This is a genomic window from Rhodococcus sp. FH8, assembly GCF_019266085.1.
GTDB lineage: Bacteria > Actinomycetota > Actinomycetes > Mycobacteriales > Mycobacteriaceae > Rhodococcus_F > Rhodococcus_F qingshengii.
In genome coordinates this window covers 555,280-566,591 of record NZ_LPNQ01000080.1, presented here as the reverse complement: position 1 = coordinate 566,591, position 11,312 = coordinate 555,280, and the positions used below count along the sequence as shown (strand labels likewise).

The window sequence follows — 11,312 nt, the reverse complement described above, 5'->3', positions numbered from 1 at the left end:
CAACAGCATTCATGGTGTGACCGATCCATCCTCGTGGCATGACACAACGTCAACGAGGGTGGTATCTGGCTACGGTCGACGCAGGGACGACCTCACAGTGGCGGGACCGCGCCGGAATTGCACCGACTTCCCATTACCTCGATGATGACGTCAGAACCATAACGGACTGTGGTCACCATTCCGCACACCGGATCAGGATTCCGACGCGATCATCGATCTCGCGTGCCGTACGACGGCTTCCGTTCGCACTCGAAGTTCTTCGGGTGAATCCGATTCCAGCACAACCCGATGCACCTGACTGTCCACGGCAGTCACGGTCAGCCGCGACGTCAACAACGCATCCTCCGCACTGAAACCGTGGCTCTGGAGGCACTCCGAAAAGCCTAGTACCAGTTGCCGATTCATTCCTTCGACCTGCTCGATGAGCTCACGCGTACGCGGAACCTGATCGTAGAGCAGGTGAAAGAACTCTCGCGGCTTACTGTTCACTTCGACCGCGCACTCCACCAACATCCTCACGGCCTCGTCCAGGGAGAGTTCGCGCTCGACGATGTCGGCAAGGCAGAGCGCAAAACTCTCCCGCGCAGCACTCACGTGACGGTTCGCCAACTCCGAGAGGATCTCGTACTTGTCGCCGAAATACTGGTAGAGCGAGCCCACCGACACCCCTGCTTCGTCAGCGATCCGGTTGGTGGTCGCTGCCATGGCTTCCGAAGCGAAAACGCGAGTAGCTGCCTCCAGGATCGCGTCGTAGGTAGCCCTCGAGCGCTGCTGGGAGGGCCTTTTCCGCCGAGTCGACACGGTCCTCCGATGCGAGTTGTCAGCCGCGACGCCGATACCGAGAATTGTGTAGGTGACCAGCGCCGATTACTCGAAGTTTATGCCCGACCGGTACACCGACCACATGCCGGCGCCGACCCCGACGTGGTGGGAGTGGAACGGCAACACCGTCCACGTCGCACGGGCCGTGGTTCCAGACGCGCCGGTTCGTGTTCTCGGCATCCACGGCGCCGGCGGCTACTCGGGCGCGTTGTGGCCGTTCGCCGGGATCGGCGTGAAACTCGGAGCCGAAGTCCTCTTCCCTGACCTTCCGCTGTACGGCGACACCGTCGTAGCCGATCCCGCCGGCGTCCGGTACGAGCAGTGGGTCGATCTCCTCTGCGATCTCGTCCGGGCCGAGAAGGCAGCCGACGATCGGCCGCTGGTGTTGTTGGGAGCCAGCATCGGCGGTCTGCTGGCCTACGAGGTAGCCGCGCGGACCGGTCTGGCCGACGCCGTCGTCGCTACCTGCCTGCTCGATCCCTCGGATCCATCGGCCAGAGCTGCCGCGGCGCGGTTCGGCCCGATGGGTGTCTACGGCACTCCCCTGATGCGGCGCACCGAACGACTGGTGGGCCGTATCCGCGTGCCCATCCGTTGGGTCGCCGACGTGGCGAACATGAGCAGCAATCGGGAGCTCGCAACGCTGTGCGCAACCGATCCGCGCGGTGGCGGTGTTCGGTTGCCACTCGGATTCCTCAGCAGCTACTTCTCGTTCGAGCACACCGCACCCGAAGCATTTCGGACGACGCCCGTTCTGCTCACCCACCCGGCCGACGACCGATGGACGCCACCCGAACTGAGCCTGCAGTTCCTCCGCCGCATCAACGCACCCACCGAATTCGTGATGCTGGACGGGTGCGGGCACTTTCCCGTCGAAGAGCCGGGCCTGACGCAGTTCCACGACGCCGTCGCCACACTGCTGCACTCCGTCGCCGAGCGTCACCGCACGAAACCGTCGTCACCCGCCTAGCCTGAGAATCGTGAGCACCGAAACGGAAGCATCGGCCGACGAGAGCACCACGACGGTCGTACTGGCGTTTGCGGCGAACGCGCTGATCGCCGGTGCCAAGACGGCGGCCGCCATCGTCACCGGATCTGCATCGATGGTCGCAGAGGCCACCCACTCCTGGGCCGATACCGGCAACGAAGTGCTGCTGCTGATCGCGAACCGCCGCTCGAAAAGGGTTCCCGACCGAGACCAGCCACTCGGCTACGGCCGGGAGGCATACATCTGGTCGATGTTCGCCGCTCTCGGACTGTTTGCACTCGGCGCGGGTGTCTCGATCACTCATGGCATCCAGGAACTGTTCCATTCCGAACCGGCGTCCGACTTCGGTGTCGCCTACGCCGTCCTCGGCGTCTCGTTCATCCTCGAAGGCATCTCGTTCCGGCAGGCGTACAAACAACTCCGAAACGAAGCGTCCGCCGTGAACCGCGACGTCATGACCCAGGCACTCAACACATCCGACCCGACGACTCGGGCCGTGTTCGCCGAAGATGCTGCGGCACTTATCGGTTTGGTCATCGCGTTCGTCGGTGTTCTGTTGCACCAGGTCACCGGTTCGCCGATCCCCGACGCCCTCGGCTCCATCTTCGTCGGCATTCTCCTCGGGGTCATCGCAATCATTCTGATAGATCGGAACCGCCGCTTCCTGGTCGGCGAAGAGGCCTCACCGACGCTGCGGGCAGCAGCCGTCGAAGCTCTCACTCAACTACCCGAAATCAACCGAATCACGTTCCTACGCATGGAATACCTCGGGCCGCGGCAGGTCTACCTGGTGGCCAGCGTCGACCTGGTCGGTGACTACGCGGAATCCCGTGTGGCCCACACGTTGCGCGAACTCGAGCGCTCACTCGAGCAGAGCCCACGTGTCGTGCGGGCGATCCTGACCCTCTCGACCCCCGAAGAACCGTCGATCACAGTCTGAACTTCCTGCCGGGCGATAGGCTCGGGCGATGCGCACACTGATCGTGATTCTGGCGGTTCTGGGATTTGTCGTCGGGGGAATTCCCCTGGTGGGCAGTCTGATCGACGTGATGACCAGCCCTGACGAGACCATCGTCTATCAGGGTTCCTACGTACCGTTCCGGGACGTGCAGATGGCTCGGGACTACGAGTCGACAATAGCCACCGCCTACGAACCCTTAGACGGACCGCGCTGGCTCGTCCTGGCCTGCTATCCCTTGATCGGAGCAGCACTGGGCGCTCTGACTGCCGTCGTACTGGGACGTCGCGGGTGGCACTTGACGCGAGCCTGAACAGACGCCGATGGCCACCCGCCGTCTACACGAGGGTGGCCATCGAAGAAGGAGCGCTTCAGATGTACATCGCAGGATCGATGTAGCTGTTCGGGTCCACCAGTTTTTCCTTGGTGGTCCGTGGCCGCGCCACCGCCGGGATACCCGTCGCGATGGATTCGGCCGGAACATCTCTGGTGACAACGGCATTAGCGCCGATAGCGCTACCTTCACCGATGACGACAGGTCCGAGGATCTTGGCACCAGCGCCGACGGTGACCCGGTCTCCCAGCGTCGGGTGACGCTTGACCTGCTCGAGTGAGCGACCACCGAGAGTGACGCCGTGATAGAGCATCACGTCGTTACCGACCTCGGCCGTCTCCCCGATCACGACGCCCATGCCGTGATCGATGAAAAACCGCCGACCGATGGTGGCACCGGGATGAATCTCGATGCCGGTGACGAAGCGTGTCAGCTGCGAGAGCACTCGCGCCGGGCCGCGTAGCGCGGGGACGGCCCACATGCGATGCGCAACCCGATGTGCCCAAATGGCATGCAGCCCTGAATAAACGAGCGCGTTCTCCACATTGCTGCGCGCGGCAGGATCCTGACCGCGCGCAGCCTGCAGGTCCTCGCGAATTGTCCCGAGGATACTCACCAGTCTCAGTCCCGGATGTGTTCGAACAGCGGGGTGGAGATGTAACGCTCGCCGAAGTCGCACACGACAGCCACGATCAGCTTGCCGGCGTTTTCCGGACGCTTCGCCAACTCGAGTGCTGCCCAGACGATGGCGCCGGACGAGATGCCGCCCAGGATGCCTTCCTTGGTGCCGAGTGCGCGAGCGACCTCGATGGAATCGGGGAACGAGACGTCGATGATCTCGTCGTAGATCTCGCGATCGAGGACGTCGGGCACGAAGTTCGCGCCGATTCCCTGGATCTTGTGGGGGCCGGGCTGGCCACCGTTGAGGATCGGCGAGTCGATGGGCTCGACGCCCACGATCTTGACCTCGGGCTTGTACTTGCGAAGAGTGCGTCCGACGCCGGTGATTGTGCCGCCGGTGCCGATGCCGGACACGAAGATGTCGACGGCGCCGTCGGTGTCGGCCCAGACCTCTTCGCCCGTCGTTGCCTCGTGGATGGCCGGGTTGGCCGGGTTCGCGAACTGGCTGGCCGAGACAGCGTTCTCGGTCTGCTCGACGATTTCCTTGGCCTTGGCGACCGCACCGGCCATGCCCTCGGATCCCGGGGTCAGCACGATCTCGGCGCCGTAAGCACGCAGCATCACGCGACGCTCGGTGGACATGGTCTCGGGCATGGTCAGGATGACCTTGTAGCCACGAGCAGCACCGACCATGGCGAGTGCGATACCCGTGTTACCGCTGGTTCCCTCGACGATCGTGCCACCGGGCTTGAGTGCTCCGGACTTCTCGGCGGCGTCGATGATCGCCACGCCGATCCGGTCCTTGACGCTGTTGGCCGGGTTGTAGAACTCGAGCTTGACGGCGACCTGTGCGTCCAGGCCCTCGGTCAGACGGTTGAGCCGCACGATCGGGGTGCGCCCGACCAATTCGGTCACGTTGTTGTAGATCCCGCTCATATCTGGTCCTCCTGAGGATCGAGTGTGTCGACCCGCTCGCTGATCACTGCTTTACGGCTGAACTGCATAACGGCTGAACTGCTTAACGGCTACAGGCAAGGGCATACAGACGACCGATGCCGCATCGGTTCATCAAATTGAACCAATGCGGCATCAGGCCACTACATACGGGGGCGGTTTATCAGGCCAACCGCTGCTTCAGAGCTTCGAACTCGTCGCGAATGCCGGTCGGCAGCTTCTCGCCGACGAAGTCGAACCACTCTTCGATGAGCGGGATCTCGGCCTTCCACTCGTCGATGTTGACCGCGAGGGCCTCGGTGATGTCGGCGTCCGACACGTCCAGGCCTTCGATGTCGAGTGCCGATCCGGTGGGAACGACGCCGATCGGGGTGTCGATACCGGCAGCCTTGTGCTCGATACGCTCGACGATCCACTTCAGGACGCGAGAGTTCTCGCCGAAGCCTGGCCACAGGAAGCGTCCGTCGTCGCCGCGGCGGAACCAGTTGACGTAGAAGACCTTGGGGAGCTTGGACGCGTCCGCGGACTTGCCGAGGTCGATCCAGTGCTGGAAGTAGTCACCGACGTTGTAGCCGAGGAACGGCAGCATTGCCATCGGATCGCGGCGAACCGTACCGACCTGGCCTTCGGCTGCTGCGGTCTGCTCGGAGCCGACCGTTGCACCCATGAAGACGCCGTGCTGCCAGTCGCGAGCCTCGGTGACCAGCGGAACCGTCGTCTTGCGGCGTCCGCCGAACAGGATTGCCGAGATCGGCACGCCCTTCGGGTCGTCCCACTCGGGAGCCATGATCGGGCACTGCGACATCGGGGTGCAGTAACGCGAGTTGGGATGAGCCGCATGGGTGCCCGACTCGGGCGTCCACTCGTTGCCCTTCCAGTCGATCAGGTGCTGCGGGTCGCCTTCGAGGCCTTCCCACCAGACGTCACCGTCGTCAGTCAGAGCGACGTTGGTGAAGACCGTGTTGCCCTGGTCGATGGTGCGCATGGCGTTGGGGTTCGAGGACCAGTTGGTGCCGGGAGCCACGCCGAAGAAACCGAATTCCGGGTTGACGGCGTACAGCTGTCCGTCCTCACCGAAACGCATCCAGGCGATGTCGTCACCGAGGGTCTCGGCGCGCCACCCGGGGATGGTCGGCTGGATCATCGCGAGGTTGGTCTTGCCACAAGCGGAGGGGAATGCCGCCGCGATGTAGTAGGCCTTGTCCTCGGGCGAGATGAGCTTGAGGATGAGCATGTGCTCGGCCAGCCAGCCCTCGTCGTGCGCCATTGCCGAGGCGATACGCAGCGAGTAGCACTTCTTGCCCAGGAGAGCGTTTCCGCCGTAGCCGGAACCGAAGCTCCAGATCTCACGATCCTCGGGGAAGTGGGTGATGTACTTGGTGTCGTTGCACGGCCACGCGACGTCTTCCTGGCCTTCGGCCAGCGGAGCGCCCAGCGAGTGCAGCGCCTTGACGAAGAATCCGTCGGTGCCGAGCTTGTCGAGAACCTTGCTGCCCATGCGGGTCATGACGCGCATGGATACGACGACGTACTCGGAATCGGTGAGCTCGACGCCCAGCTTCGGGTCCTCGGCGTCGAGGGGGCCCATGCAGAACGGCACGACGTACATGGTGCGTCCACGCATGCAACCGCGGTACAGGTCACCCATGAGGGTGCGCATCTCCGCCGGGTCCATCCAGTTGTTGGTGGGACCTGCGTCGATTTCTTCCTTCGAGCAGATGTACGTACGCGATTCGACTCGCGCGACATCGGACGGATCGGAGTTGCCGAGGAAAGAGTTCGGCTTCTTCTCGTCGTTGAGGCGGGTGAAGGTTCCTGCCTCGACCAACTTCGTTGTCAGTCGGTCCCATTCTTCGTCCGAGCCGTCTGCGAAGACGACGCGATCAGGCTGGGTGAGTTCGGCAACCTCTTGCACCCATGCAAGCAGTTCCTTGTGCTGCGTGGGGGGCGTGCCGTCAGTTCCATTGAGACCGGGAATGGTCGCTGAGGTCATCAAACTCTCCTGGGGTGAGCCGGAACCGGGTTCTCGTGACACCGGATGCGAACTGCAGCGCCCCGATACCAGTCGATCCCGGTGTCCCCCTCTCGACGGGGTCCAGCCGCGTCATCCACTCACGTGGATTTCACGGACGCCGGGTGTCCTATGTATTGAGGTTAACGCTGGCTGTTCACCTGCAGGTAATCGGGTGCGGTCAGAAATGTCACAGAAACGATTCAGTTGGTGTGTTCAGGTGCCTACCCGGCGCTCAGAGCACATAAACGGAAGCTTTTCAGAGCGCTCCGGCATCGATTTTCTGCCACACGAGGGCGCCTTCGTCGTCTCGACTGCATTCCCAGGCCGAGTAGTCGCCGTCCGACTCGATCATCGTGAGGCGATCGGCGCTACCGTCGCGATCGAAATCGGACACGATCACGACGGCGTCGTCGGAGTGGACGACACGGCTGTCGACCGTTCCGTCACCGTCCAAGTCGAAGGCGTCGAAGTTCAGGTCGCCGGCATCGACCGGTCCCGACGCGGGCCCGAAGGTCTCGGGCTCGATACGCCCAGGATCGAGCGCTTCGGCTTCGTGCCCGTCGATGTGTCCGGCCGTGATCAGAAATGCTTCCATTACTCCCCCTACTGGATGGTGACCTACTGCTTCGGCAACCCCTACCGAAACCGTCCGCTCAGTATTACCAGACCCCGACGATCAGACGTGGCCGAAATTGCCGCACTGTGGAGAACTCTGCACTCGCGAAATGATCAGTAGGCGGTGTTCAAAACGGCGAGGTCGCGCTCGCACGACGCGAGCTGACCCGATCTGGCCGCGGCGAGCTCACGAAGTTCACCGTCGATCTCCACGATTCGGGCCTGCGCCGACGCCAACTGCTCGCGACTCTCCGCCATGATCGCCGCTCCCAGATCCGCCTCGGCCTCGAGCAGCACGCTCTGCACTCGCTGCTCCCACTGAGCGCGAACCGCCGACATCGATTCGACGATCCACGACCTGGAGTGGGCACGATCGGCCGTCAGCCCGCGAGTTCGCGCCAACCACCACGCCGCGGCGCCACCCAGAATCAACGTCACGGGGATACTTGCGAACTCCAAGGCCGGAATCATTTCCAGCGGAGTCACTGCGATACGGCCGAGGCCGAGACCCGCGGACGCGCCGACAAGAATTGTCACCCGGTCCTCGTTTCCGCGCTGACGGCCCGGCAGGCCCTCCGGAATCTGCGGGGAAGGCATGTATCCGTTCGTCCCCGCAGATTCCACCGCTGCCGCCATCGCGGCGTCGAACACCCGGGTGTGGTGGTCGACCTCGTGCTGCAGTCGCGTCGGCACGCTGCCCAATTCGGCTCGCGAGGCCGTGTCGACCCAGGCACGTGCCCCGGCGACCGTCGCCCGGGTTGCCTCGGCGATTTGTTGTGACAGATCCCCGCGCGCTCGTTGCAGTCGGCTTCGCACCTGCACCAGGCGTTCGCCTCGCCGGCCGTCACGGTCTGCGAGCAGCTGCGATCGCTCTGCCCGCAGTTCGGCACCAGGAACACCGTCACGTAGATTCCGGATCTCCATCTCGATCATCCGGCGCGTCTGTGCGATGACTCCGGAATCCGAACCACCTGCTTCCCTCTCCCGTGCCGCCCGGCTCACGACCGCAACGAGTGACTGCTCCTGACCAGGCGCAATCGGGACCACGGGAGCCTGCGCAAAAGCGGTGCAGTGCGAAGCGAGAATCTCGGCATCACGCCGGCGCACCGCCTGCCAGTCTCGATAGACGTCGACGCGGGTCAGCGCCACCACCACCGGGGTTCCGCTCGCCGCAGCGTCGCCGAGGAGAAGGAGATCCTCGCGTCCGATCACACTGGCAGCGTCGACGACCAGAAGTACGACGTCGGCGTCCACCTCGCGTGTCACTGTCGAACAGTCATCCGAAGCATCGAACATCTGCGCGACGTCTTCCCGTCCACACCGTGGTGGACCGACAACGTAAATGCGAGTGCCCCTGCATGTTTCGGCGGCGACCCGGCGACCCGGATCGGATGCCGGATTCCATCGCTGCACCACGCGGAGCACCGAATCCGGAAGTACCGAAACGCTATTCATCGGTCACCGCCGGGGCAGAGCGATCGCCTCCGAGCTGCGCCCACCGACGCACATACCCGCGTCGAATCAGTGAGACCCTTTGTTGCGGACACTGTTCCGACTCGTCCACGAGCTCGCCCCACCACCGGCTGCACGTGCCCGCGTCGTCAGCGGTACGAGGATCGGGAGGCTCGCCTTGACGCAGGGCTCGAATTTCGGGGCTCATCATCGCCGCCGCAGCGCCGAACAACACCGCGGAGTCCGAACTCAGATACAACTCGATCTCGTCCCTGCCCGCAATGCTGCGCGAGGCAGATCGCCTCAGCGCCGGGCCGATCTGCTCGACCCGGCCCCACCACTGCGCCTCCAGAACAGGTCCGAGAGCCGCGAACAACTCTTCGACGCCGCGCCCGGTCAGTGTCTCCACCGGAACCGTGGGCACGCCGACGTTCTCCGAGATTTCCGCCGCCCGTCCCAGCGCCTCGTCCCAGCGCGGACCGAACAAGTCAGCCTTGTTCGCAGCGACGACCACACGATCGGAAACTCGAGCAATGGCTCGGCCGTCGACGTCGCGGACCGCGTCGACCACCACGTAGACAACGCAACGACGACCCAGATCGGGGTTCGACGTTCCAGGGACATCGAATGCCCTCGACTCGGTCACCACAACCGGTGCGCCGACAACTCTGCGCGAGAACCGGTCGTCGCGCCTCAGGATTCGCGCCAACGACGACCGCCCCACCCCGGCCCGTCCGGCGACCACCAGCTCGAGCGGCGCAGTCAGCGATCCGAGCACGGAGTGAACCACCTCTGCGGCTCCCGAATCGATCGACGTCAGCCGATATGCCAGAGCGCGCAACTGATCGATCGGCTCCGAGCAGGCGTCGTCGATCGATTCTGCGGGCAACATTCGTGACCAATTACTGCATGCAAATCCTGTGTTCATCCCCACCCCACGTCCCCATCGTGTCGGTGAGATTCTGTCAGGTTCTCGGCAAGGACGGCAGGTGACACCACCCTTTCGCCGACAGTCCGAAGTCGACGGTTTCAGGACTTTCCGTGGAAAGTCTCAACTCAAACTTCAGACCCGTCTGCGCTAAACGGGGGTCATGCGTGACAATGGGTTCGTGAACGAAGCCGATCAGCATGCACCGCAGACCCCTGACACGGGGCAGACGGACCACACCAAGGGGTCCCGTCTCCATCCGAGAGTGACCAGCTTTCGCTCTCGCCGGGGTGCGCTGACCGACGCACAGCAGCAGGCTTGGGACCGTCAGTGGCCGCTCATCGGCGCCGACGTCTCGGACACACCGCTCGACGCGAACGCCTGGTTCGGACGTGAAGCACCCCTGATCATCGAGATCGGTTCGGGTACCGGCACCGCGACGGCCGCAATGGCCAAGGCGGAACCGCACGTGAACCTGATCGCGATCGAGGTGTACCGCCCCGGGCTGGCGCAGCTTCTCCAGCAGGTCGAACGCGAAGAAATTCCCAACGTCCGCGTACTGCGCGGTGACGCGATGGACGTACTCGAGAACATGGTCGCCCCCGAGTCCCTGACGGGCGTCCGGGTGTTCTTCCCGGATCCGTGGCCCAAGGCCCGCCATCACAAGCGTCGCCTCCTGCAGGGGCCGACGTTCTCGCTGATCGCCAACCGCCTCAAGCCCGGCGGAGTCCTGCACGTGGCAACCGATCACGCCGAGTACGCCGAATGGATCGAAGAAGCCGGCAATGCCGAGCCGCTGCTGACCGCACTCGACTGGGAGTCTCCGATGACCCACGAGCGTCCGGTCACCAAGTTCGAGGACAAAGCCCATAAGGTCGGAAGTGCAATCACCGAGCTTATATGGGGGAAGATCAGAGCATGAGCGTCAGCGAACAGCTATCCGACGACGTGACGTCGTCGGAATCTCCTCTCGACTTCGGTCGTGACTCCCGCCACCCCAAGCGGGTGCTTCTGGTCTGGGACGCCCCTAACCTCGACATGGGCCTCGGCGCCATCCTCGGTGGCCGGCCTACCGCCGCCTACCGGCCACGATTCGACGCTTTGGGTCGTTGGCTGCTCTCTCGCACCGCCGAACTGTCCGCACAGAACAGCGGCACGCTCGAGCCTGAAGCGACCGTCTTCACCAACATCGCGTCCGGCAGCGCCGACGTCGTTCGTCCTTGGGTCGAAGCCTTGCGTAACGTGGGTTTCGCGGTGTTCGCCAAGCCGAAGGTCGATGAAGACAGCGATGTCGATTCGGACATGCTCGAGCACATCGCGCTCCGGTACGGCGAGGGCCTCGCCGGAATCATGGTCGCCTCCGCCGACGGCCAAGCGTTCCGCGAACCTCTCGAGGACATCGCAGCAACCGGTATCCCGGTCCAGGTTCTCGGGTTCCGTGAACACGCCAGCTGGGCTGTGTCGTCCGATATCTTGGACTTCGTCGATCTCGAGGACATCCCAGGTGTCTTCCGTGAGCCTCTGCCACGGGTAAGCCTGGACACCCTGCCCGACGAGGGCGCCTGGTTGCAGCCGTTCCGACCGCTTTCTGCCCTGCTCATCGGGCGAAAAAGTGTTGCCGAGTAG

General features: G+C 63.8%; 12 protein-coding genes and 1 riboswitch. Of the genes, 5 read left to right on the top strand and 7 right to left on the bottom strand.

Annotated elements, in window-relative coordinates; genetic code table 11:
* Positions 1-38: 38 nt before the first annotated feature.
* Positions 39-176: riboswitch (cobalamin riboswitch) on the bottom strand.
* A gap of 16 nt (positions 177-192) precedes the next feature.
* The gene (locus ATN38_RS29275) at positions 193-801 is read right to left on the bottom strand and encodes a TetR/AcrR family transcriptional regulator (protein WP_218749200.1); all 609 of its coding nucleotides are present in this window, start codon (positions 799-801) and stop codon (positions 193-195) included.
* Positions 802-853: 52 nt separating this feature from the next.
* On the opposite strand from ATN38_RS29275, the gene ATN38_RS29270 reads away from it, so the two are divergent.
* The 3 genes from ATN38_RS29270 to ATN38_RS29260 are packed head-to-tail and all read left to right on the top strand — an operon-like array spanning position 854 to position 3,081.
* Entirely contained in the window at positions 854-1,792 is a 939-nt protein-coding gene (locus ATN38_RS29270) for an alpha/beta hydrolase (protein ID WP_161120897.1), read from the top strand.
* Positions 1,793-1,802: 10 nt separating this feature from the next.
* Positions 1,803-2,750, top strand: coding sequence for a cation diffusion facilitator family transporter (locus ATN38_RS29265; protein WP_042452614.1), 948 nt, complete (start codon positions 1,803-1,805; stop codon positions 2,748-2,750).
* 28 nt (positions 2,751-2,778) lie between these two features.
* Entirely contained in the window at positions 2,779-3,081 is a 303-nt protein-coding gene (locus ATN38_RS29260) for a hypothetical protein (RefSeq protein WP_065351988.1), read from the top strand.
* Positions 3,082-3,139: 58 nt separating this feature from the next.
* Here ATN38_RS29260 and epsC read toward each other — a convergent pair whose 3' ends face one another.
* The 6 genes from epsC to ATN38_RS29230 form a co-directional block, all read right to left on the bottom strand.
* The gene (epsC, locus tag ATN38_RS29255; RefSeq protein ID WP_003945907.1) at positions 3,140-3,718 is read right to left on the bottom strand and encodes a serine O-acetyltransferase EpsC; all 579 of its coding nucleotides are present in this window, start codon (positions 3,716-3,718) and stop codon (positions 3,140-3,142) included.
* 5 nt (positions 3,719-3,723) lie between these two features.
* Positions 3,724-4,659 (bottom strand): cysteine synthase A, encoded by a 936-nt coding sequence (cysK, locus tag ATN38_RS29250; protein ID WP_003945916.1) that lies wholly within the window; start codon positions 4,657-4,659, stop codon positions 3,724-3,726.
* Positions 4,660-4,840: 181 nt separating this feature from the next.
* Positions 4,841-6,670 carry a phosphoenolpyruvate carboxykinase (GTP) gene (locus tag ATN38_RS29245; RefSeq protein ID WP_003945806.1) on the bottom strand — a complete coding sequence of 610 codons (1,830 nt, stop codon included), beginning with the start codon at positions 6,668-6,670 and terminating at the stop codon, positions 4,841-4,843.
* 277 nt (positions 6,671-6,947) lie between these two features.
* The gene (locus ATN38_RS29240) at positions 6,948-7,286 is read right to left on the bottom strand and encodes a DUF6802 family protein (RefSeq protein ID WP_063314962.1); all 339 of its coding nucleotides are present in this window, start codon (positions 7,284-7,286) and stop codon (positions 6,948-6,950) included.
* Between the two features lie 134 nt (positions 7,287-7,420).
* The gene (locus ATN38_RS29235) at positions 7,421-8,572 is read right to left on the bottom strand and encodes a hypothetical protein (protein WP_231915004.1); all 1,152 of its coding nucleotides are present in this window, start codon (positions 8,570-8,572) and stop codon (positions 7,421-7,423) included.
* Positions 8,573-8,753: 181 nt separating this feature from the next.
* Entirely contained in the window at positions 8,754-9,650 is an 897-nt protein-coding gene (locus tag ATN38_RS29230) for a GTPase domain-containing protein (RefSeq protein WP_218749199.1), read from the bottom strand.
* Between the two features lie 199 nt (positions 9,651-9,849).
* Here ATN38_RS29230 and trmB point away from each other — a divergent pair, with 199 nt between their 5' ends.
* Entirely contained in the window at positions 9,850-10,608 is a 759-nt protein-coding gene (gene trmB / locus ATN38_RS29225; RefSeq protein WP_007734493.1) for a tRNA (guanosine(46)-N7)-methyltransferase TrmB, read from the top strand.
* Complete coding sequence (locus ATN38_RS29220; RefSeq protein WP_003945733.1) at positions 10,605-11,312, top strand: NYN domain-containing protein; 708 nt, start codon at positions 10,605-10,607, stop codon at positions 11,310-11,312. Before trmB ends, ATN38_RS29220 begins: the two co-directional genes overlap by 4 nt.

Bases quoted from the DNA above. Each gene is read 5' to 3' on its own strand.
- ATN38_RS29260 (WP_065351988.1), top strand. From the start codon at position 2,779: ATGCGCACACTGATCGTGATTCTGGCGGTTCTGGGATTTGTCGTCGGG.
- cysK (WP_003945916.1), bottom strand. From the start codon at position 4,659: ATGAGCGGGATCTACAACAACGTGACCGAATTGGTCGGGCGCACCCCG.
- ATN38_RS29245 (WP_003945806.1), bottom strand. From the start codon at position 6,670: ATGACCTCAGCGACCATTCCCGGTCTCAATGGAACTGACGGCACGCCC.
- ATN38_RS29240 (WP_063314962.1), bottom strand. From the start codon at position 7,286: ATGGAAGCATTTCTGATCACGGCCGGACACATCGACGGGCACGAAGCC.
- ATN38_RS29230 (WP_218749199.1), bottom strand. From the start codon at position 9,650: ATGTTGCCCGCAGAATCGATCGACGACGCCTGCTCGGAGCCGATCGAT.
- trmB (WP_007734493.1), top strand. From the start codon at position 9,850: ATGCGTGACAATGGGTTCGTGAACGAAGCCGATCAGCATGCACCGCAG.
- ATN38_RS29220 (WP_003945733.1), top strand. From the start codon at position 10,605: ATGAGCGTCAGCGAACAGCTATCCGACGACGTGACGTCGTCGGAATCT.